The sequence below is a fragment of the Amycolatopsis sp. QT-25 genome, assembly GCF_029369745.1.
Classification (GTDB): domain Bacteria; phylum Actinomycetota; class Actinomycetes; order Mycobacteriales; family Pseudonocardiaceae; genus Amycolatopsis.
Map to the genome: position 1 here is coordinate 7,173,842 of NZ_CP120210.1, position 25,590 is coordinate 7,199,431.

At 68.8% G+C, this 25,590-nt stretch carries 23 protein-coding genes and 1 pseudogene; 6 read left to right on the top strand and 18 right to left on the bottom strand.

The window, feature by feature from the left end; translation table 11 throughout:
- Nucleotides 1–265: 265 nt before the first annotated feature.
- The 8 genes from P3102_RS33620 to P3102_RS33655 form a co-directional block, all read right to left on the bottom strand.
- Nucleotides 266–3,055 carry a BTAD domain-containing putative transcriptional regulator gene (locus P3102_RS33620; protein WP_276364685.1) on the bottom strand — a complete coding sequence of 930 codons (2,790 nt, stop codon included), beginning with the start codon at nt 3,053–3,055 and terminating at the stop codon, nt 266–268.
- A 500-nt stretch (nt 3,056–3,555) separates the two neighbouring features.
- On the bottom strand, nt 3,556–4,455 hold the full coding sequence (thpD, locus tag P3102_RS33625; protein ID WP_276364686.1) for an ectoine hydroxylase: 900 nt from the start codon (nt 4,453–4,455) through the stop codon (nt 3,556–3,558).
- 25 nt (nt 4,456–4,480) lie between these two features.
- Nucleotides 4,481–4,870: an ectoine synthase gene (locus tag P3102_RS33630; protein WP_276364687.1), complete on the bottom strand. Its 390-nt coding sequence runs from the start codon at nt 4,868–4,870 to the stop codon at nt 4,481–4,483.
- Nucleotides 4,871–4,901: 31 nt separating this feature from the next.
- The gene (gene ectB / locus P3102_RS33635; RefSeq protein WP_276364688.1) at nt 4,902–6,152 is read right to left on the bottom strand and encodes a diaminobutyrate--2-oxoglutarate transaminase; all 1,251 of its coding nucleotides are present in this window, start codon (nt 6,150–6,152) and stop codon (nt 4,902–4,904) included.
- Complete coding sequence (ectA, locus tag P3102_RS33640; RefSeq protein ID WP_276364689.1) at nt 6,152–6,682, bottom strand: diaminobutyrate acetyltransferase; 531 nt, start codon at nt 6,680–6,682, stop codon at nt 6,152–6,154. The genes ectB and ectA overlap by 1 nt, the downstream gene beginning before the upstream one ends.
- Before the next feature lie 235 nt (nt 6,683–6,917).
- On the bottom strand, nt 6,918–9,890 hold the full coding sequence (locus tag P3102_RS33645) for a patatin-like protein (RefSeq protein WP_276364690.1): 2,973 nt from the start codon (nt 9,888–9,890) through the stop codon (nt 6,918–6,920).
- Between the two features lie 170 nt (nt 9,891–10,060).
- Nucleotides 10,061–11,305, bottom strand: a complete 1,245-nt coding sequence (locus P3102_RS33650) for a DUF445 domain-containing protein (protein WP_276364691.1) — start codon at nt 11,303–11,305, stop codon at nt 10,061–10,063.
- Between the two features lie 7 nt (nt 11,306–11,312).
- Nucleotides 11,313–12,095 carry an Abi-alpha family protein gene (locus P3102_RS33655; RefSeq protein ID WP_276364692.1) on the bottom strand — a complete coding sequence of 261 codons (783 nt, stop codon included), beginning with the start codon at nt 12,093–12,095 and terminating at the stop codon, nt 11,313–11,315.
- 81 nt (nt 12,096–12,176) lie between these two features.
- Here P3102_RS33655 and P3102_RS33660 point away from each other — a divergent pair, with 81 nt between their 5' ends.
- Nucleotides 12,177–13,046 (top strand): maleylpyruvate isomerase family mycothiol-dependent enzyme, encoded by an 870-nt coding sequence (locus P3102_RS33660; protein ID WP_276364693.1) that lies wholly within the window; start codon nt 12,177–12,179, stop codon nt 13,044–13,046.
- Here the strand turns inward: P3102_RS33660 and P3102_RS33665 are convergent.
- The gene (locus P3102_RS33665; RefSeq protein ID WP_276364694.1) at nt 13,009–13,416 is read right to left on the bottom strand and encodes a pyridoxamine 5'-phosphate oxidase family protein; all 408 of its coding nucleotides are present in this window, start codon (nt 13,414–13,416) and stop codon (nt 13,009–13,011) included. The two genes, P3102_RS33660 and P3102_RS33665, sit on opposite strands and share 38 nt — an antisense overlap.
- Nucleotides 13,417–13,498: 82 nt before the next feature.
- Here P3102_RS33665 and P3102_RS33670 point away from each other — a divergent pair, with 82 nt between their 5' ends.
- Nucleotides 13,499–14,428: an AraC family transcriptional regulator gene (locus tag P3102_RS33670; RefSeq protein WP_276364695.1), complete on the top strand. Its 930-nt coding sequence runs from the start codon at nt 13,499–13,501 to the stop codon at nt 14,426–14,428.
- On the opposite strand, the gene P3102_RS33675 is transcribed toward P3102_RS33670, so the two are convergent.
- Genes P3102_RS33675 through P3102_RS33690 form a run of 4 tightly spaced genes read right to left on the bottom strand, consistent with a single transcriptional unit; the run spans nt 14,416 to nt 17,566 of the window.
- Nucleotides 14,416–14,772 carry a lipopolysaccharide assembly protein LapA domain-containing protein gene (locus tag P3102_RS33675; protein ID WP_276364696.1) on the bottom strand — a complete coding sequence of 119 codons (357 nt, stop codon included), beginning with the start codon at nt 14,770–14,772 and terminating at the stop codon, nt 14,416–14,418. The genes P3102_RS33670 and P3102_RS33675 overlap by 13 nt on opposite strands.
- Before the next feature lie 38 nt (nt 14,773–14,810).
- On the bottom strand, nt 14,811–15,959 hold the full coding sequence (locus P3102_RS33680; RefSeq protein WP_276364697.1) for a dipeptidase: 1,149 nt from the start codon (nt 15,957–15,959) through the stop codon (nt 14,811–14,813).
- 9 nt (nt 15,960–15,968) lie between these two features.
- On the bottom strand, nt 15,969–16,610 hold the full coding sequence (locus P3102_RS33685; protein ID WP_276364698.1) for an alpha/beta hydrolase: 642 nt from the start codon (nt 16,608–16,610) through the stop codon (nt 15,969–15,971).
- Nucleotides 16,607–17,566, bottom strand: a complete 960-nt coding sequence (locus P3102_RS33690; RefSeq protein WP_276364699.1) for a ring-cleaving dioxygenase — start codon at nt 17,564–17,566, stop codon at nt 16,607–16,609. The genes P3102_RS33685 and P3102_RS33690 overlap by 4 nt, the downstream gene beginning before the upstream one ends.
- 101 nt (nt 17,567–17,667) lie before the next feature.
- Here P3102_RS33690 and P3102_RS33695 point away from each other — a divergent pair, with 101 nt between their 5' ends.
- Nucleotides 17,668–18,129, top strand: coding sequence for a MarR family transcriptional regulator (locus P3102_RS33695; RefSeq protein ID WP_276364700.1), 462 nt, complete (start codon nt 17,668–17,670; stop codon nt 18,127–18,129).
- Between the two features lie 75 nt (nt 18,130–18,204).
- On the opposite strand, the gene P3102_RS33700 is transcribed toward P3102_RS33695, so the two are convergent.
- The 4 genes from P3102_RS33700 to P3102_RS33715 form a co-directional block, all read right to left on the bottom strand.
- Nucleotides 18,205–19,812 carry a benzoate-CoA ligase family protein gene (locus P3102_RS33700; protein ID WP_276364701.1) on the bottom strand — a complete coding sequence of 536 codons (1,608 nt, stop codon included), beginning with the start codon at nt 19,810–19,812 and terminating at the stop codon, nt 18,205–18,207.
- An 18-nt stretch (nt 19,813–19,830) separates the two neighbouring features.
- On the bottom strand, nt 19,831–21,252 hold the full coding sequence (boxB, locus tag P3102_RS33705; RefSeq protein WP_276364702.1) for a benzoyl-CoA 2,3-epoxidase subunit BoxB: 1,422 nt from the start codon (nt 21,250–21,252) through the stop codon (nt 19,831–19,833).
- A gap of 5 nt (nt 21,253–21,257) precedes the next feature.
- Nucleotides 21,258–22,850 carry a 2,3-epoxybenzoyl-CoA dihydrolase gene (gene boxC / locus P3102_RS33710; RefSeq protein WP_276364703.1) on the bottom strand — a complete coding sequence of 531 codons (1,593 nt, stop codon included), beginning with the start codon at nt 22,848–22,850 and terminating at the stop codon, nt 21,258–21,260.
- 79 nt (nt 22,851–22,929) lie between these two features.
- A complete protein-coding gene (locus P3102_RS33715) occupies nt 22,930–23,349 on the bottom strand; it encodes a hypothetical protein (protein ID WP_276364704.1) in 420 nt (139 codons plus the stop codon).
- Nucleotides 23,350–23,546: 197 nt separating this feature from the next.
- Between P3102_RS33715 and P3102_RS33720 the strand changes: the two genes are divergently transcribed.
- Together P3102_RS33720 and P3102_RS33725 are read left to right on the top strand one after the other, a co-directional pair.
- On the top strand, nt 23,547–23,738 hold the full coding sequence (locus P3102_RS33720) for a hypothetical protein (RefSeq protein WP_276364705.1): 192 nt from the start codon (nt 23,547–23,549) through the stop codon (nt 23,736–23,738).
- A gap of 32 nt (nt 23,739–23,770) precedes the next feature.
- Nucleotides 23,771–24,655: an alpha/beta hydrolase gene (locus P3102_RS33725; protein WP_276364706.1), complete on the top strand. Its 885-nt coding sequence runs from the start codon at nt 23,771–23,773 to the stop codon at nt 24,653–24,655.
- Here P3102_RS33725 and P3102_RS33730 read toward each other — a convergent pair.
- A pseudogene (locus P3102_RS33730) lies at nt 24,636–24,869 on the bottom strand (4-oxalocrotonate decarboxylase); the annotation flags it as partial. The gene P3102_RS33725 and the pseudogene P3102_RS33730 sit on opposite strands and share 20 nt — an antisense overlap.
- Nucleotides 24,870–24,989: 120 nt before the next feature.
- Here P3102_RS33730 and P3102_RS33735 point away from each other — a divergent pair.
- Complete coding sequence (locus tag P3102_RS33735; RefSeq protein ID WP_276364707.1) at nt 24,990–25,562, top strand: hypothetical protein; 573 nt, start codon at nt 24,990–24,992, stop codon at nt 25,560–25,562.
- The last annotated feature ends 28 nt before the right edge of the window (nt 25,563–25,590 follow it).

Consider the following 25,590-nt stretch of genomic DNA (forward strand, 5'->3'; position numbering starts at 1 on the left):
ACCTGATTGCGGTGGTTGCGCACGCAACCCAGCGCAATCAGGTGCCGAATTGCGCGGGTGCCGCCTGGCGGCCGGCCGGTATCGCCCCCACCTCCACCGGCCGGACCGCCACGAGCCGCTCCTGGCGGCTCTCCGAACGGGCCGCGAAAGTGGCCCGTCCGAGCGCCGATCCTTACCGCGTGCCCCTCCCCTAGGGCTCGATCGACGCTGAACCGGACCCTACGCGGGCGGGTGGCGAGGTCACTAAGAATCCGCTAAGGATCACTCACGGACCTTCGCCGAGGTCCGTGAGTTCCGCACGGACCAGTCCGGCGAGTTTCGGATTGGCGTCGGAGAGGATCTTCAGCGCGATCGCGAATTGCTCGCGGGCACCGTCCACATCCGACCCGGCCCGCAGCACCCGGCCCAGGGTCAGCCGCAGCACGCCTTCCTGGAGGACGAACCGCCTGCTGATCGTCAAGTCCACGGCCTCCCAGACATACCGTTCGGCGGCGGCGAGTTCGCCGATCCGCATGCTCAATTCGGCGAGATTGTTCAGCGAAACGACGACGTAGCTTTCGTCCCCGAGCGTCCGGTCGATCTCCAGGGACGCGACCTGGTGCCCGATCGCCTCGATGAACCGCCCCGCCCGTTTTTCCGCCTCGGCGCAATTGTTGAGCGCCTGCCCGCGCAGTTCGAGGTCGCCGGTCCGGTCGGTCTCCTCGACCGCCCACCGCAGCGTCCTGATCGCCTCGTCGTACCGGCCAAGCAAGGTCAGCGCGGAGCCGAGGTGGATGTTCGCGGAGATCATCAGCCGGTTGTCGCCGATCGCGGTCGCGAGTTCCATGGCACGTTCGGCGTCGGCGAGACAGCCTTGCGGCAGTTCGAAGGTGAGCGCGATGGCGCAGCGCGAGATCAGCATCCAGCACTGGCCGAGGACGTCACCGGACCGCTCGGCGGCCTCCAGCCCGATCTCGACCAGCCGCCGCCACTCGTCCAGCAGCGGATACACCGCGCGATAGGTGTGGGCGACCCTGGCCAGCCGCCAGACGTCGTCGTGGCGGCCGGCGGCGCGGGCGGCTTCGAGGACCTCGATCAGGTTCTCCCATTCCGCGGTGAACCAGTCCTGCGCTTCGTCGAAGGAACCGATCGGCGGCGTCCGCGCGTCGCTGAGCACGCCGGTGAAGTCGAGCGGGTCGACGATCCGCAGCATCTTGCGCCGGGCCCGGTCGGCGACGGCCTGATAGAACCGCACCGATCGCGACAGGACGTCTTCCCGGTCGGCCTCGTCGAGTTCGTTCTCCGCCAGTTCGCGCAGGAACAGGCGGACGAGGTCGTGCGGGACGAAGGAGTCGCGGCCGGTTTCGGCGAGCAGGTTGTGCGCGGCGAGCACCCGCAGATGCCGTCGCGCCTCGGCGACGCTGATCCCGCCGATCGCGGCCGTCAGCTGCGAGCCGGCCGAGACGACCTGAACCACGCCGAGCCGCAGGAACGTGTTGGCGACCTCGGCCGGCAGTCCCCGGAACGAGACGTCGAACGCGGCGCGGACCCCGTCGTCCGGGCCCTCGACGTCGAGCGCGGCCAGCCTGGTGCGTTCGTTGCCGAGTTCGTCGACCAGCTCCTGCGCGGACCACTGCGCGCTCGCGGCGAGCCGGGCGCCGGCGATCCGCAGCGCGAGCGGGAGGTAACCGCAGAGCCGGGCGAGCGCGTGGTTGAGGTCGAATCCGGCCGGACCGGCGAGTTCTTCGATCAGCCGGACGGCGTCGCCGGGCGCGAGCGTGCCGAGCACGCGCACTTTGGCGGCGTTGGACACCGCGAGCCCGTCGAGCCGGGAGCGGCTGGTCACCAGCGTCATCGACCGCGAACCGGGCGGCAGCAGCGGCCGGACCTGCTCGGCGGAGCGGGCGTTGTCGAGGATCACCAGCATCCGCCGGCCGGCGATCATCGACCGGTAGAGCGCGATGCGCTCGTGGACCCGCTCGGGCACCCCCTCGGCCGGAACACCCAGCCCGAGCAGGAACTGGGTGAGCAGATCGGCGGGCTCCAGCGGCGGATGATGCGGATCGAAACCCCGCAGCGAGGCGAAGAGGATGCCGTCGGGGAACCGGCGGCCCGCGCGATGCGCCCACCACACCACGAGACTGCTCTTGCCGATTCCGGCGGTCCCGGTGACCACGCCGACCGCCGTCTCGCCGGCTTCGGCCCGCTCGGCGAGCTCGTCGAGCCAGGCCAGATCGGCCTCGCGCCCGGCGAGGTTCGGCACGGCGGGCGGCAACTGCTGGACGGGTGCCGCCTCGGCCTTCGGTTCCACGACGACCTTGACCGGCAGGTCGTCGTTGAGGACGCGTTCGTGCAGCCAGCGCAGCTCCGCGCCGGGTTCGACGCCGAGGGTGCGCAGGGTCGCCCGGGACACCGTGCGGTAGAGCTCGAGCGCGTCGCCGCGGCGCCCGGCGTGATAGAGCGCGCGCATCAGCTGGCCTGCCGTGCGTTCGGCGAGCGGGTTCGCGCGGACCAGCGGGCTGAGCTCGACGATCAGTTCCGCGTGCCTGCCGAGTTCGAGGTCCGCGTCGACCCTGGCGCCGTGGACGGCGAGCCGCAGATCCTCCAGCTCGGGAGCGCGGACCGAACTCGGCACCCCGGCCAGCGTCGGCCCCCGCCAGAGCGCGAGGGCCTCGGCGAGCAGCTCCGACGCCTTCTCCGGCTCCTCCGCCGAAGCCCGCTCCAGCAGCGACCGAGCCCGGTGGACGTCGATCCGGCCGGGTTCGACGGTGAGCTGGTAACCGGGCGGGGCGGTGAGGATCCGGGCGCCGCGCGGATGGTCGCCCTGGATGTCGCGCAGCACCCGCCGCAGATGCGAGACGTTGCCGTGGACGATCGTGCGGGCCGTGGCCGGCGGATCGTGGCCCCAGAGCGCGTCGATGATCTCATCGAGCGCGACGACCTTGTCGACCTTCAGCGCCAGCAGCGCGAGCAGACCGCGGACGCCGGGACCGCCGACCGCGACCGGCCGATCGCCGTCGAGGAGCCGCACGGGACCGAGGAGCTGGAAACGGGCAGGGGAACCGCTTTCGCCCATGACAAACCCACCTCCTCCGATCTCTCCCCTTACCGGAGTAGCCAACCTACCGCGCGAAGACGCCACCAACCAGAACGCTCGAGGTAGCGAAGGCCTCTTTGTCCACTTTCAGGGTAGGAAAGGAGACTTCCCCACCTCGGCGATACGGACAAAAAGCGCCAAGCGGACCCGTCAGGGTCCACTGTGGACTCCCGCGGTGAGTGACTCGCGGGACATTCACGTGGGACCGCGGTTCAGCACTCACGAGATGGAAAAAGGCTCCGTGCCATCAGTCCCGATCTGATGGCACGGAGCCGGGGGGGCCGCCTGGGGGCGCGACCCACACCGGACATCGGCGTCCACGTCCGGCCGGGGGGCTCACCCCGAGCGAAGAACCCGTTCGGTCGTCGACAACACCTACGTGAGCGAGCCCACTGGCCCGCTCACGTGCCGACAACGTAACAGGGCGCACACCAACGGCTACAAGCGCCCCGTCGTGGCCTTCGCTACCTGCGGTTTCGTCAGCGCGACAGCGGAGTCGAGTCGCGGCCGGCGATGAACGCCGGACGCGGTTCGATCGCGGCGAACGGCTCCCGCAGCGCGTTTTCGACGCTGTTGAACACGAGGAAGATGTTCGAACGCGGGTACGGGGTGATGTTGTTCGACGAACCGTGCATCACGTTCGAATCGAACCAGAGCGCCGAACCGGCCTGCCCGGTGAACTGGTCGATTCCGTATTCGGCGGCGAGTTCGGTGATGTCCTCCTCGGCGGGGACACCGACCCGCTGCTCTTTCAGCGAACTCTTGTAGTTGTCCGCCGGGGTCTCCCCGGCGCACTGCACGAAGGTCCGCTGCGAACCCGGCATCACCATCAGCCCGCCGTTGAACGGGTAGTTGTCGGTGAGCGCGATGGAGCAGCTGACCGCCCGCGGCACGGGCATGCCGTCCTCGGCGTGCCAGGTCTCGAAGTCCGAATGCCAGTAGAACCCGGTGCCCTTGAAGCCGGGCATGTAGTTCACGCGGCTCTGGTGGATGTAGACCTCGGAGCCGAGGATCTGCCGGGCCCGGTCGAGGACGCGCGGGTCGCGGACGAGTTCCGCGATCAGCTCGTCGGTCTCGTGGACGTCGAAGATGGAGCGGACTTCACCGGTCTTGGCCTCGGTGATGACGCGCTCGTCGCCGCTGTGGTCCCCGGAGGACAGGCGGACGAGTTCCTGCCAGTACGTCTGGACCTCGCCAGGCGACAGCAACTGGTCGACGACGGTGTAACCACGCGCTTCGTGGTTGGCGAGGGTGGCCGCGTCCCAGGGACCGTCGGCCTCCGTGCCCCAGACGGTGGGGTGGGCCCTGGGCAGGTGTGCGGGCTTACCCGTGATGCGGGTCGGGTAACTGTCGTCGACTCGGGTGTCGGTCAGCGTCACTGCAGTCGCCTCCTCCAGCGATTTCCTACGGTTCGGTGACGAGCGGGTACACGCCGTTTTCGTCGTGGACCTCGCGGCCGGTGACAGGTGGGTTGAACACGCAGACGCACTTGATCTCGGTCTTGGGCCGGACCTGGTGCTTGTCGTGCTCGTCGAGCAGGTACAACGTGCCCGGCTTCAGCGGGAAGACCTCGCCGGTCGCGGTGTTCTCGAGCTCGCCTTCACCGGAGGTGATGAACACCGCTTCGATGTGGTTGGCGTACCAGAAGTCGTTGACCGTCCCGGCGTACAGCGTGGTCTCGTGCACCGAAAAGCCGACGCCCTCCTTGGCCAGCACGATGCGTTTGCTGCGCCAGTTCGGGGTCTTGATGTCGGCGTCGGTGTCGGTGACCTCGTCGAGTGTTCTGACAAGCAACGGAAAACTCCTTCTCGTTCTTGATCGGTGGTCAGTTCAGGACGGTGGCGACGGCCTCGGCGATGATCGAAAGGCCCTTCGTGACCTCGTCATCGGTCAGTGTGAGCGGCGGGAGCACCTTCATGACCTCGCCGTCGGGGCCGGAGGTCTCCATCAGGAGGCCGCGCTCGAAGGCGGCGGCGCAGACCTTGCCCGCGAGGTCGCCGTCGGCGAACTCGATACCACGGGCGAGGCCGCGGCCCTTCGCGAACAGGTTCGCGTCCGGGTACGCCTCGACGATGCCCTGGAAGGCGGTGGCGATGCGCTCCCCCTTGGCCTTGGTCGACTTCTCCAGCTCGTCGTCGCTCCAGTAGACGCGCAGCGCCTCGGTCGCGGTGACGAACGCCGGGCTGATACCGCGGAAGGTGCCGTTGTGCTCACCCGGCTCCCAGACGTCGAGGTCCGGGCGGATCAGCGTCAGCGCCATCGGGATGCCGTAGCCGCCGATGGACTTCGACAGGCAGACGATGTCGGGTTTGATGCCCGCGTCCTCGAAGCTGAAGAACGGTCCGGTGCGGCCGCAGCCCATCTGGACGTCGTCGAGGATCAGCAGGATGCCGTGCTTCTTGCACAGGTCGTCCAGCGCCTTGAGCCACTCGATGCGGGCGGCGTTGATGCCGCCCTCGCCCTGCACGCCTTCGACGATGACGGCGGCGGGCTCGTTCAGGCCACTGCCGGAGTCCCCGAGCAGCTTCTCGAAGTACAGGAAGTCCGGGATGGACCCGTCGAAGTAGTTGTCGTACGGCATCGGGGTGGCGTGCACCAGCGGGACACCGGCGCCGCCGCGCTTCATCGAGTTGCCGGTCACCGACAGGGCGCCCAGCGTCATCCCGTGGAAGGCGTTGGTGAAGTTGATGACCGATTCCTTGCCGGTCACCTTGCGCGCGAGCTTCAACGCGGCCTCGACGGCGTTCGCGCCACCGGGGCCGGGGAAGACGACCTTGTAGTCGAGGTCGCGCGGCTGGAGGATCTTTTCCTTGAACGTCTGGAGGAAGTCCCGCTTGGCCACGGTGAACATGTCGAGCGCGTGCGTCACGCCGTCACGGGCGATGTAGTCGATCAGCGCCCGCTTCAGCGCGGGGTTGTTGTGCCCGTAGTTGAGGGCGCCGGCGCCGGCGAAGAAGTCGAGATAGGCCTTGCCGTCCTCGTCGTACAGGTAGCTCCCCTGCGCCCTGTCGAAGACCACGGGCCAGCCGCGGCTGTAACTGCGGACTTCGGATTCGAGTTCCTCGAAAATGCTCATCACGTTTTCTTTCTCCCTGAGATCCCCGGTTTTACGTTCTGGTCACTGCCGAGCGGACCGATTCGGTACAGGTCCTCCTGCTCGTGCGTTCCTTCCTCGGCCGGGAAATCCGTCGCGGAGAACAGATCCTGGCGTTCCACGGTGGCATCCCACCGCTTGGCGAACGAGGCGAACAACCGGATCGAAGCCTCGTTGTCCGGTGTGATCGTCGTTTCGAGGTATCGCACACCCTGCGCGGTCAGCCGGTCGAACAACTCGTCGAGCAGGGCTCCGGCCAGGCCTTTTCCCTGCTGGGACGGGTCGACCGCGACCTGCCAGACAAACCCGGTGTCCTGCTTCCGATATCCGATCACGAAGCCGACCGGGGTTCCGTCGACTTTCGCGACGACCGAGGTGTCGGCGAAATCGTGGCACCACAGCAAATAGGCGTAAGGTGTGTTGAGGTCGAGCTTCTTCGAATCGCGGGCGATTCTCCAGAGCGCGGCACCGTCCGCCTTGGTCGGACTTTCGATCAAGCGCTTTCCGGACATGTTCAAGAAACGTACCGGAGGATTCGGGCGCGGTCAGACGAGCGCGGCGGCGACAACGCGGCTACCTGCAACAACCCTGAAACACACGTGACAAAGGTAACGGTAACGTTTGAAGCGCAGCACTGGTGGGTAAGGCCGCCCCGCTGCGGTCTCACCGGATGTGACGATACCAACCGTTACCACTTCGTCGCAGGGTCAGAGCGCGTTTTAGTCCCCGGATACCGCAAGAAGACGGTCACTTACGGCGCGCAAGCCCCCGGAAGAAGGAACCGAGCGGCGTCCAGACGGCGGGCAGCACGAGCAGCAGGCAGACGGCCAGCCACCAGACGGGCGCCTCGCCGCGCCGCCAGCCCGCCACGACGTCGCCGAGCCGGCCGAACAGCGGTTCGCGGACCGGTGGCAGGAACGCCGCGAACAGCAGCGCGGCTCCCACCAGCACGCCGAGCACCGTGAGCACCATCCGCCACGTCTTGCGCAACGTCATCAGGCTGACCACCAGGAACACGATGGCGCCCGCGGCCACTGGGACACCGACCCACTGCAGGACGGGGCCGCCCTGCCCGCCGAGCACGAAGCCGGCGAGCACGGTGATCAGCGCGGCGAGCACGTTCCACGGTGACGGCAGGGTGGCCGCACCGCGGGTGATCCACCACGCGCTCCGCCCGGCGGCCTTGGCGAAGGTCGCGGCGGGCTGGACCGACTTCGGCATCCTGGTCGCGCCCGCGGCCGCGTTGAGCCCGGCGGCACCGGCCTTGACCAGCGTCTTCGTCAGCAGCATCGTGCCACGTTCGTGGTCGAACCGTTCACCGGAGACCTGGCACGCCTGAAACGCGCGCTGGGTCTGCTCGTCGGTTTCCGGCTCGTTCTCGATCAGTTTCCTGAACCGTTCCGACGGCTTCCCGTTCCCCTTGGCCGTTTTCACGTCGTGTCCACAGTGGAGGCCGACGCACGGCAGCTCCTCTCGCGCGATCTCCAGCTGCCGGACCCTGGCGAGCACCATCGCCGTCATCGGCATGCCGGTCGGCGGGGTGGCTTCGGTCTCCACGTCGGCGAGTTCACCGTCGAGGCCGAGGAAGGCCAGCTCCCCGGCCAATTGCCCGCGCAGCGCCTCCACCTCCTCCTGGGACAACCCGTCTTCCGTCACCGGTGGCCGCCAGCCGATCCTGCCGAAGGTGTCCCGCACCCGGGTCCGGAACGCCTCCCGCCCGACGACGTCACGCAGCGATCGAAGGCGGTTCGGATCGAGCAGGCACTGCACCAGCCAGCCCGCGCCGTCGACCCGGCCCCACATCCAGTCGTTCGCACGCCAGGAAGCCTTGTAGAAAGCGCCGAAGTAGTCGGCCTGCATGCCGGTGAGCTTGTCCCACGAACGGCGTCGCTTCATGTCCAGGAGCGTCCGCGAATCCGCGCTCACCTGGACGAGATCCACGCGCTGGTCGACCGACGGCGGCTGCGAGAGCAGTCCCCTGGTCGCGATGTGCAGGCGCACCAGCCGTGAAGTGACGACGGCGTCACCGGCGCTCGTGTCGTCCGAGGTGAGTCCGGTCCACGCCAGCAGCGTGCTGACCGTGTCGGCGGCTTCGGTGCCGGGCTTCGCCCGTGCCAACGGCAACAGGATCGGTGTCGCCTGCCGGAGCGCGGCGACCACGAGCGGCCACGCCTCCTTCAGCGTGTCCGAGCGGCCGAGCGCGGCCCATTCCTTGGCGAGGCCTTCGATCCAGGCGGCCAGCGTGACGTCGGCCGTCGGCGGATCCTGTTCGGCGACCCAGCCCGTGAGCCGCTTTCCCCGTGCGGCCCGGTGCCGCGCCTCGTGCAGCAGCACGCGGCATCGGTTGAGCTGGACCGCGTGCTCGGGCGCCGGGTCGAGCCGGAAACCCGCGTTCACCAGTTGCAGCCCGGTGGCCACCGAATCGTCGAGCGCGGTGGTGCGGAAGGCGATCAGGTCGTCGAGTTCACAGGTGTCCTCCGGCGGTTCGGCGGGCAGGCCGTCGCGCAGTCCCGCCGCCGCGGCCGCGCGCAGCTGCGCCGCCGTACCGGACGCCCACTGACGTCCCTGATCCTCCACATCGGACACCGAGAGCCTGCGGGTCGCGTCGCGGACCAGCGCGGTGGCGTCCTCCTGCACCCGCCTGTCCCGGTAGTCGTTCATCAGCCGCTGGTCGACCAGCGTGTCCGGACCGCCGCGAAGCCCCATCGCGGCAAGGGAAACCCGGGTCCCCCTGGTACGGACCACGGCGTCGTTGTGCCGCGTCAGGTCCTCCAGTTCGGCGCTGATCGTCTGGCTCAGCACGGTACCGACGACCTTGCTCATCGCGGTGCCCAGCAGCGGCGGCCGCTCCGGGTCGACCGCGACCCGCTCCGCTTCGCGTTCCGCCGTCGGCACCACGTACAGCAGCAGCCGCCGGACGTCCGAATGCGACTGCCGTTCGAAGATCTCCCGCAGCGCCGGGCGCAACGGCTTGTTCAGCAGCACGCCGCCGTCGGTGAGCCAATGCGACCGCGTGACGTCGGTGTACCGGGTCATGTCCGGATGCAACGGGCCGGTCCGTTCGCCGATCGGCATCCGGGAGAGCTCGAAGGCGCCGGGGAACGACGCCGTGGACCGGGCCGCGAGCGCGAGCGGGCCGACCACGTCGTCTGTCCACAAAGGACCATCGAAGCGGAACAGGAGACGATGTTCGGTGTCCCGCACCAGGTTGCCGAGCGCGTCGTCGAACCTGGTCGTCTCGCCGTCGATCATCGTGCCGGTGAGCAGAACGGTGATGTCCGGGCAGTCGGGTTTCACCGTCGCCTTGTCGGTGATGCGGTGCAGCGCGTCCTTCAGATCCCCGAGCAGCACCTTGTCGCCGTCGAGCAGCGAACGCGGCTCCTTCTCGCCGGGGTCGCGGATCAGGTTGTCGAGCGAGCCCGTGCTGATCCAGGTGTCCCGCAGCACCTGCGGACTCGACCGGAACGCCTCGGCCAGCCCGAGACACGCCGCGTTGATGCCGCCCGCGCTCGTGCCGGTGAGCACGTCGAGCGAGACGGTGGCGTGGAGCAGATCGAGCAGGGCACGGTACGGCCCCTCGGCTTCCGGCGTCCTCGACGCCTGGAGCAGATGCGAGGTCTCGGTGGCGACCCCGCCCATCCAGACCGCGAGACTCGCCCCGCCCACCATGGTCATCGCCAGCCGGATCTCCTGCGGCCACGGACTCCCCGCGTCGGCCATGTGCGCCCTCCCCAAGGCTCAGTGCAGGGGGCACTCTAGACCGGATGGCGGACCCGGTGTACCGCCGATGAGGCAGCCATCCGCGCCATTCGTCACCTGCTTGCGATGGCCGCGAACGCGAGATCCCGCGAGTAGGTGACGAATTGCGAGGGGGATGGGGCGTCGGGGCCTCAGGCGGCGAAGTGCTCCAGCAGCAGGACCTGCGCCTCACCGACGGCGAAGCCGAGGACGGCGCCGGTCGCGATCAGGATCCATTCGTCCTGCTGGAAGGCGGGCCGCAGCAATCCCTCGAATTCCCGCGGCGACAGCTCCTTCATCTTGGTCACCAGCACGTTCCGGATGTCCATCGCGTCGTTCGCGTAGTCCTCGATGTACCGCATGGTCTCCGGCAGTCTGTCCATGATCTTCTCGGCGATGTTCAGCTTCAGGTCCTGATACCGCCTGCTGCCGACGGCGAACACCACCAGCGGTTTCCCGACGCCGACGCGGCGCCCGAGCTGCTCGTCGAGCTGGCGCTGGATCAGACCGAGTACCCGGTCCGACAGCGGGCCGTGCAGCACCGCCTCGATCACGTTGTGCGGGGTGATGATCTCCTGCGCGATCAGTCCGCCGTACGCCTCCGCGACCTCACCTCGCCGCTTCAGGAACAGGCCTTGCCAGCGCACGCCGAAGTACCGGCGTTCCTCGATCGGGTAGAAGATCATCCGCAGCGCCAGCCAGTCGGTGAACCAGCCGGTGAAGAGCCCGAACAGCGGCATGATCGGCGGGAACTTGAACAGGACCCACGCGATCATCTGGATCACGCCGATCAGCCCGCCGAAGAAGATGCCGGAGCGGGCGATGAACTTGAACTCCTTGTCACCCGCCTCCTGGAAGATCCGGTTCAGCAGCCGTTTGTCCTTGACCAGTGCGGTGACCACCATGCCCTTGAGGTCGAACACACTGTCCACATCGGATTTGATCAGTTCCAGTACGGCCGCGACCATACGCGGTGTCTCGGCCTGCACGCGCTGGATCACCAGCCGCCGCATCCCCACCGGCAGGGATTCCCACAGCCCCGGCCGATAGTGGGCCGCGACGTCGCGCACGATGTCCTCGACGGCGGCCTGGAGCGGTTTTTCGATCTCCTTGGCGATTCTCCGTGAATCGAGCCGGGCGACGACCTCCGCCGGTTCGATGAGCTGCTCGGTCATCGTGTCGCAGGCGATGCTCGCCATCCGCGCGGCGCGTTTGGGCACGATGCCCTGCCAGCCGAGGAACGGCTTGATCCCGACGAACTCGACCGGCTGGAACATCATCCGGATCGCGACGAGTTTGGTGGTGTAGCCGATCAGGGCGGCCACGATCGGGATGGAGACGTAAATCGGCCAGTGCCTCCCGAAGTCGGCGAGGATCCCGTCGAGGAACGCATCCATGCCGAGGTCAGCCGGCGCTCGGGTCGCAGGCCTGCCAGAACTGGGCGCCGAGCCGGGAGACGTGCACCGTGTGTTTGACGAACTTGGCCCGTCTCACCGACTTCTCCGCCTCGCGGACGGTCTCGTCGGTCAGCAGGATCTCGTACTGGGTCTCGAGCGCGGGCACCTCTTCGTCCAGCTCGACCAGGCCGAGCCCGATCAGCCTGGTGAGGTAACCGGGCACCTGATCGGGCAGCGACACCCCGGCCGCCTTGCCGACGGTGGAGGCGTTGCGCAGCACGAACCGCCCGGCACCACCGAGGTTGGTCCGCTCGGCGACGTCGACGGCGGGGAACGGTGAGCCGTCGGAAAGCGCGGAAAGGATGCGGGCCTCGTCCGGCGTGAGCTGCCGCAGGATGATCGCGTAGAGATACTCCCGTGCCCGTTCGCGGCCGAAGCCGATGGAGTGGTTGAGCAGTTCCGCCATCGCCGCGCGGAGCGGTTCGAGCCGGTCGCGGGTGTGCACGAGGGTGATGGTCGCTTCGACCGGGCGCGCGCCGTTGGCGGCGGGCCGGTTCATCGCCGACGCGGCGGTCAGCGCGGCGTGGTACGGATCGTCGACCTCGTCGAGACGGCGGCGCAGCTCCAAGAAAAGCTGCCGTTCGCCCTGTTTGACGACCTGCTCCGCGATTTCGACGCCGGGGAGTCTGCGGGTGAACTCGAAACCCGTGCGGGCGGCCCAGCCGGCCAGCCGTCCCGCGCGTTGGGCGAAAGCGGCCAGGTCGGCACCGGCGGGTCGTTCGTTGCTCACGGGCACTCCCCTCGCGTTCGGGGCTGATGCTACCCGCGAGTAGGCCGAAGGACCGGAATGGTGCTCGACACAGGTGTTTGGATGGTCACCATGAGCTTCACGCGCTGGGGTCCGCCGATCGACGTCCTCCCGCTGTTCGCGCGTGAGGAGCAGGCGTTGCTGGACGTCCTGACCGGCTTGGACGCGGCACGGTGGGCGGCCCCGACGGTGTGCACGGGCTGGACGGTGCACGATCTCGCCGCCCACATCCTCGGCGGCAAACTGGGCAGGCTCTCCCGCGACCGCGACGACTACCGGGCGACGGCGCCGCGTGCGGGCGAACGGTTCGAGGACTTCATCGACCGGATCAACGACGAATGGGTGGTCGCGTGCCGCCGGCTGTCCCCCGAAGTGCTGTTCGCGATGCTGGTGGACAGCACCTCGCAGCTCGCCGAGATGTGGGGCCGCGCCGAGCTCGACGCCGTCGGCGAGCCGGTGAGCTGGGCCGGGGACGAACCGGCGCCGATCTGGCTCGACGTCGCGCGGGAGTACACCGAGTTCTGGGTGCACCAGCAGCAGATCCGCGAGGCCGTCGGCGCGCGGACACTGGACGAGGAAGAGTTCCGCGGGCCGGTGGTCGACACCTTCATGCGGGCACTGCCGCACACGCTGCGTGACGTCGAGGCGCGCGTCGGCAGGCAGATCGGCTACACCGTGACGGGTCGGGGCGGTGGGAAGTGGACGGCCGAGCGGACCGCCGACGGCTGGACGCTCGACCGTGTCGCGCCCACGTCGCGCTCGCCGCTGGCCTCGGTGACAACGGACGCGGACGCCTTCTGGCGGCTGTGCACCCGGAACCCGGCGGACCGCGACCGGGTCACCGCCAAGGGTGACGAAAGCGTTTGCGCCACCCTGCTCGGAATGACCTCGATCATCACATCGAGTAACGGCTCACCTTCTCCGGCCGGATGACGAGCCGCACGAGATCCAGACTCTGGATCCCGGCGAGTTCGCCGGCGTGGGCCGGGTCTTCGAGGTTCCAGTAGCGCTCGGCGAGGCGGGCGGCCAGCTCGTGCGCCCCGTCGTGCTCCACCGTGACGCGGCCGGTGACCGACACCCAGTGCTCGCGTTCGCCCACCGGCGCGGCCACGATGATCGAGGCACGCGAATCGTCGTCCAGCCGCCGGACCTTGGGTGAGTCACGCGGGGTGAACAGCTGGAGCGCGCCTTCTCCGGTGGCCTCGAACCACACCGGCCGGACCGGACCGCCGGCCACGGTCAGGAAGCCGTGCAGGGGGCGGCGGAGGAATTCGAGGTCGTCAGTGGTCAGCGAGGTGCTCATGCCGCCAGTCGATCACGGCGGACTCGGACGTGCCCATAGGTGAAAGGCCGGTTCGCCTGCGTATTCGTCTAGCCTCACCGGGGTGGACGTCTTCAGTGAGCTGATTCGCGGTGTGCGGTCCCACGGCTCGTTGTTCGGCAGTTCGACCCTGTGCCCGCCCTGGTCGCTGCACTTCGTGGACGGCGCGCCCCTCACCCTGTGCGCCGTGCTCACCGGGGCGGGCTGGATCGTGCCGGAAGTCGGTCCGCCCGAGTGGCTTCGCGCGGGCGAGTCGGCCATCGTGCGCGGGCCTTCCACCTTCACCTTCGTCGACGAAGTCGGCACCTCGGCCGAGCCGATCGCGTGCGGCGAGCACTGCGCGACGCCCGAGCAGGGCGGGACGCGGCACCGTCTCGGCTGGGTCGACGATCCCGGCGGCGAGACGACCCTGATCGTCGGCGCGTACCCGGTGCGCGGCGAGATCGGCCGTCCGCTGCTGGACGCGCTACCCGTCGTGCTGCGGGTGGACGCCGGGGGCGCGGGTGATCCCGTGCTGGAGCACCTCGCCGCCGAGGTCGCCATCGACGCGCCGGGGCAGCAAGTGGTCCTCGACCGGCTGCTGGACTGGTTGCTGGTCTGCTCACTGCGCGAATGGTTCGACCGGCCCGGCGGCAGGCCCCCGGCGTGGTGGGCGGCGCAGCGGGATCCCGTGGTCGGCCACGCGCTGCGCCTGCTGCACGCGGATCCGGCGGCGCCGTGGACGGTGGGCGCGCTGGCCGGGCGGACCGGCGTGTCGCGGTCCACGCTGGCGAAGCGGTTCGCCGACCTGGTCGGGGAACCGCCGCTGACCTACCTCACCCGCTGGCGGATGACGCTCGCGGCGGATCTCCTTGCCGGTCCGGGGTCCGCGACCCTCTCCGACATCGCCCGCACCGTGGGTTACTCCGATCCGTTCGGGTTCAGCGCGGCGTTCAAACGCGTGCGCGGGGTCAACCCGAGCGAGTTCCGGCGCGGCACGCTTCAGCGCGGTTGATGCCGGGACTGCTTGGCCTGCTTGCGCAGTTGCAGGATCCGGGCGCCGCCGACGAGCCCGACCAGTGCCCCGCCGGCGATCACGGAGAACAGCATCGCGACCGCCAGCGGCATGCTGCCGGACATGCCGAGGAAGTGGACCGTGGCCGTGTCCTGGTTCTGCAGGATGAACACGAGCAGGAACACCAGCACGATCAGCGCCACGATGACGGCGATCCAGGTGCCGCTGACCCGGGTTCGGCCGAGTTTCGGGGTGGCGTCGAGTTCACCGCCGTGGCGTCCGCCGCCCGCGGTGCCGGACGGGTCGACCGGAACCTCGGCGGCACTCTCCTGCGGCTGCGTCATACCCGATAGTGTCCGCCGAACCGGGCTTGATCGCGCTCTCAAGCGTCCGAACGGGTGACCTCGTCCGCCGCGCGCAGCACGCGCAAGGTGTTCTTCCCGGCCAGTTTCGCGCAGTCCTCTTCGCTCCAGCCGCGTTCCAGCAGCGCGGCGAACAGTACGGGGTACTTCGAAACGTCTTCGAGGCCTTCGGGCAGCGTCGCGACTCCGTCGTAGTCGCCGCCGAGTCCGATGTGGTCCACCCCGGCCACTTCGCGCGCGTGCTCGATGTGCGCGACGACATCGTCGATGCCCGCCTTCGGCTTCTCGGGCCCGCCTCGCTCCGCGGTGAACTTCGTGCGCTGGTCGATGTTCCGGTAGTCCTTGCCCGCGGCTTCCATGTCCCGGCGCAACCGGTCGTCCCATTCCGCGACCTTCGGCGAGACGAATCCCGGCACGAACGTCACCATCGCGACGCCGTCCTTGGCGGCCAGGGTCTCCAGGACGTCGTCGGGGATGTTGCGGGGATGGTCGTTGACCGCGACACACGAGGAGTGGCTGAAGATCACCGGCGCGGAACTGACCTCCAGCGCGGCGCGCATCGTGCTCGGCGCGACGTGCGAGAGGTCGACCAGCATGCCGATCTTGTTCATCTCGCGGACCACGTCCCGGCCGAAGTCGGTGAGCCCGCCGTGCGCCGGTTCGTCGGTGCCGGAATCGGCCCAGGTGGTGTTGTAGTTGTGCGTCAGCGTCAGGTAACGGACGCCGAGGCGGCGCAAGATCCTGAGCACGCCAAGGGATTCCGCGATGCTGTGGCCGCCCTCGGCGCCGAGGAGCGACGCGATCTTGCCGTCGCGGAAGGCGGCTTCGGCCGCATCGGCGGTGTCCACGAGGGCGAGGCGATCGGGGTAGCGCTCGGCCATCTGGTGCACGATCTCGATCTGTTCGAGCACCGCCGTCACCGCGCTGTGCCCCTCGAACTGGCAAGGCACGTAGACGGACCAGAACTGCATCCCGAGCCTGCCTTCGGCGAGCTTCGGGAAGTCGGTGTGCAGATGCGGCTGACGGACCGTGAGGTCCGTGCCTGCCACGGCCGCGACCGGATCCGGCCCGGTCGTGACCCGCAGCTCCCACGGCAGATCGTTGTGCCCGTCCGCGAGGAGCACCCGCTCGAGCAGGGCCTGGGCGCGGACGAGGTCCCCGTTAGTCATCCGACGATGTTACGTAGACTTGCTTTGCTCGCCCAGCCGCCCGTTGAGCCATCCCGCGGCCGCCACCGAACCGTTGCCGGTGACCTGGTGCCCGCCGGGATGGCGGTGGGTGACGACGTCCGCGGAACGCTCCCGGAGATCGCGGACGAGCGCGTCCGCCGAAACCAGCGGCGCCATCGGATCCTGCTCGCCGTTCGACAGGAACACCCGTGTACCGGACAGGTCGTGGCGTGGCGGCGAAGGAAGCGGAGACATCGACGCGAACAGCGCGGCTTCCCTGACCGCGTCCGGGCGGAGCAGGGTCACCGCGGCGGCGATGTTGGCACCGTTGGAGAACCCGATCGCGACCAGCCGCCGATCGCCGAGGCCGTATTCCTCGCGCGAGGCGAGGACGAAGTCGGCAAGCTGGTTCGCGCGGAAGACGACGTCTTCGTGGTCGAAAACGCCCTCCGCCAGCCTGCGGAACCACCGGGCCGCGCCATGTTCCGGGACCGGCCCGGCCGGGGCCAGCAGCGCCGACGCCGGGCTCAGCCGCCGGGCGAGCGGCACGAGGTCGTCCGGCCCGCCGCCGGTGCCGTGCAGGAGCAGCAACACCGGCTCGTCGGGCGCCCCTTCGACGTACTTGTGCGTCAGGTGTTCCCTCGCCGTCATCGCGGGTTGTTTTCGCTCGGGAGGTCGAGCTTCGGCAGCATCGCTTCGATGTCCTCGCGCCGGGGCTCGAGCCACGGCGGCAGTTTGAGCGCGCGGCCGAGTTCGAGCAGCGGCTCGTCGATCGCGAAGCCGGGCTCGTCGGTCGCGACCTCGAGCAGGGTGCCGCCCGGCTCACGGAAGTAGATCGAACGGAAGTACTGACGGTCCAAAATGGACGTCACGCTCACGCCGTCGTCGATCAGTTCGTCGCGCCAGGCGGCCTGGGTCCGCTCGTCCGGCGCGCGCCAGGCGACGTGGTGCACGGTGCCCGCCGCCACCAGTCCGCGTGGGGCGTCCGGCGTGACGAGGACGTCGACGAGCGCGCCGGGACCCCCTTCACCGGCGGAGAATCGCAAGCGATTGCCCTCCTGGTGTGCGAAGGTCAGGCCGAGCCCGTCGGTCAGCATCCCGGCGGTCGCGTTCTCTTCGGACACCGACAGCGTGACGGAGTGCAGCCCGCGAATGGCGTGCTCGGCGGGCACGAGCTTCGTGTCCCACGGGTCACGCGGGTCGCCCTGCGGATGCGCGACGAGCGCGAGCTTCAGGCCGTCCGGGTCGGCGAAGGTGAGCGTCTCCTCGCCGTCGGAGTTGCGGATCCGGCCGGTCTCGACCCGGCTTTCGGCGAGGTGCTGCTTCCACCAGCCGAGCGACGCTTCCGGTACGGAGAACGACGTCGTGGTCGCCTGGCCCGTGCCGTGACGGCCCTTCGGCGCGTCTCGCCACGGGAAGAACGTCATCAGCGAGCCGGGCTTGCCCGCCCCGTCGCCGTAGTAGAGGTGGAAGGTGCCGTGATCGTCGAAATTCACCGTGGTCTTCACCAGCCGCAGGCCGAGGGCCCGGGTGTAGAAGTCCACGTTGCGCTGGGGATCGCCACCGATGGCGGTGACGTGGTGCAGGCCCGAGGTCTTGATCGACATGGTGGCCCCTTCCTCCGGTAGCCGGTGAACTCAAGCTAACCCGATAACCTCTCGCGCGCAAGATATATTCCGGAAAGGCTTCCGGGTGTACCCTCGCTCGCGTGACGGTGGGGAAATCGCAGGAACCGAACGACGACGAAGTGGTCACGTGGTGGGGTCTGGTGATCGAGGGCTACCTGGCCACGCAGCACCGGCTGATGGGCGAGATCGCCGAACGGTTCGGCCTGGCGCCGGCGTCGTTCGACATCCTGCTGCGGCTCGTCCGGTCACCCGAGCACCGGATGCCGATGACCCGGCTGGCCGTCGAGGCGGCGCTGTCCAGCGGCGGGTTCACGAAGGTCGCGGACAGGCTGGTGGCCGCGGACCTGATCTGCCGCGTGCCCAGCCCGGACGACCGCCGCGTCACCTTCGCGGCCCTGACCGAACACGGCCTCGACGTCGCGGAAAAAGCCAGGGAGGCGTGCGCGGAAATCCTGCGGCGCATCGTCCTGACCCCGCTGGGCGACGACGCGCACGCCCTGGCCGAGGCCATGCGAACCCTCCGGACCGTCAACGGCGCCTGACATTCCCGCGATTCGGCACCTGCTTGCGATGCTTGCACGCGCAAGTACCGCAAGCAGGTGCCTAATTGCGGGGGGTCAGCCAGGGAGGGGCGAGGCGGGGTCGGGTTGGTAGGCCCGGACCTCGTCCAGGTCCCGCACCAGTTCGCGGATGACGTCGCGCCGGATCTTGCCGGTCGCCGTCTTGGGCAGTTCGCCCAGCTCGACGACGCTCCGCGGCCGCTTGAACGACGCGAGCCCGGCCCGGCAGAACTCGATCAGCTCGCCCGCGTCCAGCCGGTGCCCCGGCACGCCGACCACGCACGCGACCGGCTTCTCGATGCCATCGGCGTCGAAGGCGGCCACCACGGCGACCTCGGCGACGGCCGGATGTTTCAGCAGCCTGTCCTCGACCTCGGCGGGCGACACCCAGATCCCGCCCGGTTTCAGCATGTCGTTGAACCGCCCGAGGCAGGTGTACGTGCCGTCGGCGTTGCGCACGAAGCTGTCCCCCGTCCGCAGCCATTCGCCCTGGAAGACCTGCTTCGTCGTCTCGTACCGCGCCCAATACCCGGTCGCTGTCGACGGCCCGGCGACGAACAGCTCGCCGGGCTCCCCGTCCGGCACGGGCCGGCCGTGCTCGTCGCGCAGCGCGATCTCGTATCCGGGCACGGGAACCCCGGTGCTGCCGGGACGGACCTGACGCGGCCGATTGGACAGGAAGATGTGCAACGCCTCCGTCGAGCCGATGCCGTCGAGGATTTCGACGCCGAACCGGTCGCGGAATCGTTCGTACAGCACGGCGGGCAGCGGTTCCCCCGCCGAAACCGCTTGGCGCACCGAGGAGAACGTGTCGTCGGGGATGTCACTGCCGAGCAGCGCGGCATAGAAGGTGGGGACGGCGAAGAACAACGTCGGCCGCTCCTCGCGGACCCTGGCGGCGATCAGTACCGGGGACGGCTTCGCCGGTTCGAGCAGCGCCGTCCCGCCGGCCGCCAGCGGGAAGAACGCCGAATTTCCCAGTCCGTAGGCGAAGAACAGCTTCGGAACGGACAGGAACCGGTCGTTCGGCCCGATGTCCAGCACGCCGCGCGCATACGTCTCGCATACCGCGCGGATTCCCGCGTGCCGGTGCATCGCGCCCTTCGGTTTGCCCGTCGTGCCCGAGGTGTAAAGCCAGAGGGCGGGCGAATCCTCCCAGGTCGGCGACGGCACGAAACCGGCGTCATCCACTGTGGACAGGTCACTCCACTGATGCGCGCGGACCCCGGACGGCAGTTCGGCCGCCTTCGCCCGGTCCAGCACGACGTCGGTGACCTCCGGCGCCAGCCCCAGCGCGATCGTCGCCTGCGCGGCGAACTCGCCGGAAACGCACAGGACCCTGGCCCGCGAATCGGCGAGCAGCTTGCCGAGGTCGAGCCCGGTGACCATGGTGGAGACCGGCACCGCGACCGCTCCGGCCAGCATCGCGCCGAGGATCCCGGTGAGCAGCTCGACGTCGTCGACCATGCAGAACAGCACCCGCTCCTCCGGGCGGACGCCGATCGCCTTCAGCCCGGCCGCGACCCGGCGGGTCTCGGCCGCGAGCTCCGGGTACGTGAGACTTCGCCGCGGGGAAACGACCGCTTGCTTGGCCGGAGGCCCTTCCGCCCGGTGCCGGTCGAGCAGGTAGCTCACCGCGTTGAACCCGGTGGCAGCAGCGGTCACGGACGCACCTTCTATCGCTCAGCTCAGGTGAACGTATTCGTAGTCGAACGGCTTCCCGTTGATGCCCTGGCGTGGCGGTGCCACCCAGCTCGCGATCTTTCCTCGCTCGTACACCGGATGCATCAGCGATCGGACGAAGGTCAGGTCTTCGGGAGTGGGCAGCCACTTGCGTTTGCCGGCCAGCCAGGTCCGCTCGTCGACAACGGTGCCGTCGGGCGTCACATGGTGGCCGGAGTTTATGCCGACTTCGCGATTGAATCCAGGGTGCGGGAGGACGAATCGGAAATCGATGCCCGCCTCGTCGAGGATCCTGTTCCAGCGGTTGACCCCGGTCTGGCAGTCGGCTCGGTACTCCTCCCGCAGGTCGAGGTTCAGCAGCAGGATGGCCGGGAGTTCTTCGGTCTCCCAGGTGCCGTCGGCCCTCGGCTTGGACAGCGTTCCGGCGGCGTCGGTGAGCTTGTGGTCGTCCTTGCGGCGGGCCTCCTGCCAGCGGCCTTTCAGCCCGGCGGTGTAGTAGTTCGCCGCGTTGGTCGAGGTCTCGCCGCCGAACAGGTCGAGCGAGACGGTGTAGTGGAAGTTGAGGTAGCGCTGGACGACCTCCAGCGGGATCCCGCCGTGCCCGGCGATGTCGAAGGTGTCGTGCTCGCGGATCAGTTCGGCACTGCGGGTGACCACCCGGTCGACACCGGTGGTGCCGACGAACATGTGGTGCGCCTCTTCCTTGAGCATGAATTCACAAGTGCGGGAAAGCGGGTCGAAACCGCTTTCCTTGAGGGTGCCGAGCTGGTATTTGCCATCGCGATCGGTGAAATAGGTGAACATGTAGAACGCGAGCCAATCCGCGGTCTCCTCGTTGAAGGCACCGAGGATCCGCGGGGCGTCCGGACTTCCGGAGTTCCGGAGCAGCAACCCTTCCGCCTCGTCCCGGCCTTCACGGCCGAAGTAGGCGTGCAGCAGGTACACCATCGCCCACAGATGGCGGCCTTCTTCGACATTGACCTGGAAAAGGTTCCGCAGGTCGTAGAGGCTCGGCGCGGTGAGCCCCAGCGATTTCTGCTGCTCGACCGACGCGGGTTCGGTGTCCCCCTGGATGACGATGAGCCGCTGCAGATCGGCGCGGTACTCCCCGGGGACCTGCTGCCAGGCGCGTTCGCCCTGGTGCTCGCCGAAGGTGATGACCCGGTCCGGATCCGGCTCCGCGAGGAAGATCCCCCACCGGTAGTCGGGCACGTTGACGTGGTCGAAATGCGCCCACCCGTCCCGTCCGACGCTGACCGCGGTGCGCAGGTACACGCCCCGGGTCCGCAGTGCGGGGCCCATTTCGCCCCACCAGTCCAGGAATTTCGGCTGCCAGCCCTCCAGCGCCCGCTGGAGCCGCCGATCACCGGAGAGGTCGACGTTGTTGGGGATGCGTGCGTCGTAATCGATCTTGGTGGGCATGGGTTTCAGACCCGCTTCCTGTCGAAGACGGCCTTCTGACCAGTACCGTAGCGACGCAACGCGCCCTCGGGACCGGATGCGTTCGGACGAGTGAAGATCCAGTTCTGCCAAGCGGCCAGCCTGCCGAAGATCTTGCTTTCCGGCGTTTCGGGGCCGACGAACCGGTGGTTCGCCTCCATTCCGGTCAAGGCGTCCGGGCTGAGCGAAGCCCGTCCTTCCAGCGCGATCCGGATCTCGTCCTCCCAGTCGAGGTCGTCCGGAGCGTCGGTGACCAGGCCGAAGGCGTGGGCCTCCGCCGGGCTCAGCGGCCGGTCGCGTACTTCCGCGAGCCGCGGGACGTGATCCGGGTCGCCGAAGAACCGGGACTCGAGACGGGTCAGGCCGTTGCCCATCGGAAAGCGGCCGAAGTTGGCCTCGGACAACGTGATCGAGGCACGTTCTTCACTGTCTTCGGCTTCGAGCGGCGGACCGTCCAAGATGTACTGCCGGTCGGCGGCGAGCGCGAGTTCCAGCAGAAGACCCGCGAAGCAGCTACCAGGTTCGATGAGCGCGATCAGACTGCGGCTGGTGACATCGAGGCGTTTCAGCGTCCGTTTGAAATAGTGGACGATTTCGTTGCTCAGACAGTCTTTCGCGTCGAACACGGCCCGCTCTCGTTCGAGCACCTTCACAGGATCGCCCTCCGTGCGGAGTATCCAGGTGCCGGCTTCGGATTCGTTGGTGCGCAGGCGAAGGATCGCGTCGTCCAGTTCTCGGGTGACGTCCAGCAGCCAGCCGTCGTCGTCCTCGGGTCCCTTGACGGTGATCGTCGCTTCGGCCGCGCTGAGCGAAATGTCGACGTAACGATGCTGGAGTGGCTTCAGTTCGACGCCTTCGCCGTCGAGCCGCTCGCTCGTCCGCGCGAACTCCTTCGCCCTGGCCAGCACGGCTTCCCGGAATCCCTGCCGCGGCACGAGTTCGTCGACGAGCCGCCAGTCGACGGCCGTCCGCCCCTTCACCCCGTCGGGGCGGGTGGCGAAGACGTCGGCGAGGTCCCGCCGCACGCCGCGTTTGTCGACCACCCTGGTGAGCCCGCCGGTGCCGGGGAGGACGCCGAGAAGGGGCACCTCCGGCAGCGCCACGGTCGACGAGTTGTCGTCGACCAGCAGGATCTTTTCGCAGGCGAGCGCGATTTCGTACCCGCCACCGGCGCAGGTGCCGTTGACCGCCGCGACGTAGCTCTGCCCGGAGTGCGCGGCGGCGTCCTCCATGGCGTTACGGGTCTCGTTGGTGAACTTGCAGAAGTTCACCTTCCACTCGTGCGACGACGACGCCAGCATCCGGATGTTCGCGCCGGCGCAGAAGACGTTGTCCTTCGCGCTGGTCACGATGACTACGCGGACTTCGGGATGTTCGAACCGCAGCCGCTGCGTCGCGTCGTACAACTCGATGTCGACGCCGAGGTCGTACGAGTTGAGTTTGAGTTCGTACCCCGGTACGAGACCCCCGTCGACGTCGACATCGAGTTCGAGCCACGCGACGTCACCGTCGGTGGACAGTTTCCAGTGCCGGTAGCCGCCGGGATGACGTTCGAACGTCACCGATGTGGTCCGCGTCACCCCTCCGATTGTCTACATGGCACAGATTACCGTCAATGTCGTGTAGAAAGTTGGTCACGAACGGACGGCGGTTCGCTCGTCAGGCGGGCACGGGCGCCCGGTCGAGCTTCGTCGCCGCCCAGGTCACGAACGCCCACAAGGCCAGCGCGGCGGCCGTGTCGGTGTAGATCGTGGCGAACCAGAAGGCCGGAATCCGCGGCACGTCGATCAAGAAGTGCTCGAGGCTCGCGAGGCCGGACAGCGAATAGATCATCAGGAACGCGAGCGCCCGCCAGTGACGTCCGCGCAAGTAGTCGCGGTAACCGAGCACACCGAAGACGGTGAAGAGGACGTACGCGACGACGACCAAGGCGGCGGTGAGTTCCACCGAGACCCCCTCGGCCTGCGGATAGTCCGCCGCCCTGAGCCCGTTGTGCGCGTAGTGCAACGTGGTGGACAGCAAGGTGGAGGCCAGGATCAGCCGCAACGCGGTGAGTCCGCGACCTTGAAGAGCTTCCATGTGCGCCCCTTGATGATTTGATAGATCGCTCTAGCGAGAGCGTAATCCAGGGTCCGGGTGAGGTGAAGGGGACTTTCGTCCTGTGCGAGGGCTTTGAGGCCTCTACCACGAGCTTTACGAGATCCAGGCCCCGTGCGTATCGCGGCGAGTGAGCGGGTAACCGGTCGGTGAGAAGGCTTCGATCCGACGGAGGAACCATGTCCGAGCAGGAAGACCGCGAAGCAGCCGACGGCCCCAGCCCCGCCGACGCATCCGAGGAGGCCATCCAGCTCAGGGCGCCCGACGGCGGTGAACCGGGGGACACCGAGCCGGAGGAGATCGCCGAAGAGGCGGGCACCCAGCGGACCGCCGGGCCGGAGAGCCAGGCCGTGCACATCGAGGACGCGTAGCCCTTTTCGCCGTCGCCGGTCAGACTGTGCCGATGCCGGAGATGATCGCCGAAGTGAACGGTGTCGAGCTGTGCCATGAGACGTTCGGTTCGCCGGACGGCAGGCCGTTGCTGATGATCATGGGCCTGGCCTCGCAGATGATCTGGTGGGACGACGGGCTCTGCGCGCGTCTCGCGGCCGAGGGGTTCTTCGTCATCCGCTACGACAACCGGGACGCCGGCCGGTCCAGCCGGATGTCCGGGCGGGCGAACCTGCCGCTCGCGTACGCCCTGCGCACGGCGCCGTACTCCCTGGCGGACATGGCGGGCGACGCCGCCGGACTGCTGACGGAACTCGGCATCGGGAGCGCGCACGTCGTGGGCGCGTCGATGGGCGGGATGGTCGCGCAGACCCTGGCCATCGAGTATCCGTCACGGGTGCGCTCGCTGACGTCGATCATGTCGACCACCGGCAACCGGTTCGTCGGGCGGCCGAGCGCCAAGGCGATGGCGATGTTGCTTTCGGCGCCTCCACGTGATCGTGCGCGGTACGTCGATTCCCTGGTGCGCACGTTCCGCGTCATCGGCTCGCCCGGTTATCCCTTCGACGAGGCACGGATGCGGGAGCGCGCGGAGCGTTCCTTCGATCGCGGCGTCGATCCCGGCGGGAGCGCGCGGCAGCTGGCGGCGATCGTTTCGAGCCGGGATCGCTTCCGCGCGTTGCGGAAACTCGACGTGCCCGCGCTCGTCGTGCACGGTGCGAAGGATCCGCTCGTGCACGTCTCCGGCGGCCGGGCGACGGCCCGCGCGCTGCGGGAGTCCGAAATGGACATCGTGCCGGGGATGGGGCACGACCTCCCGCGGGCGATCTGGCCGCGGTTGACGTGCGGCCTGGTCCGCACGGCCGACCGCGCCGACGTCAGGGCCCGGCGAGCGTGATCGAGCCCAGCCGGGAGAAATGCGTCGCCACCCGTGCACCCTGGCGCACCTCGACGGTGCCGGTCACCCCGCCGGTGAGCACGATCCAGCCGGACTCCAGCGCGAGCCCTCGGGCGCCGAGGGTGTTGGCCGCCAGCGCCAGTGCTTCCGCCGGATGGCCTCGCACGGCCGCGCCGGTGGCGGTGTCGACGATGGCGCCGTCGACCTCCACCAGTACAGCCGGACTCCGCCCCCGGCACCGGTGCCCGCCCAAGACGGCCGTTCCACTGGCCGGTGCGCGGAGATTAGGCCGAAAGTGGCTTGTGCGCCCGCGATCATCACTTAGCCTGCTCCCATGTCCGATTGGGCGCTCTCCCGGGCGAAGGCCAGGATCGACCGGCGTGAGGAGCTCGACGAGCTCACCGCGCGCATCCGTTACGAGGTGCGGGTGCACCTCAACGAGCCCACCGCGCACAACGCCTACGACGAGCTGACCGACATCTTCGCCATCGGGCACGCGGAGTGCTCGGCGCTGCTCAAGCACCGCCGGGTCCTGCCGCTGTGGGAGCGGCTGCTGCTCCAGCGCTACACCCGCCGTCTCTACGGCAAGGCCGTCTCCTCGACCGTCGGTGACCTCCCCGCCGACGCGGGGCCCGCGCCCGCGGCCGCGTTCGGTCCGGAAATCGCCTCGCTGACCCCCGATTCCGGGGACACCGGCGCGAAGTTCGACCTGCAGGGCCGCGGCCTGGTCAACGTCTTCCGGATCGCCGCCGGACGGCACGGCGAGAGCTGGCCGGACCGCCACGACGTCGCGACGACGTCCGCGCGCAGCGTCCTGACCTGTTCGACGGTGTTCCTGCGGCGCCGCGCCTGGCACGTCGCCTGGCCGGTGTACCGGGTGCGCGGCTTGCGACTCTGGAAGCTTTAGCGCGAGTGAGGCAGGAATGCCCGGCCAC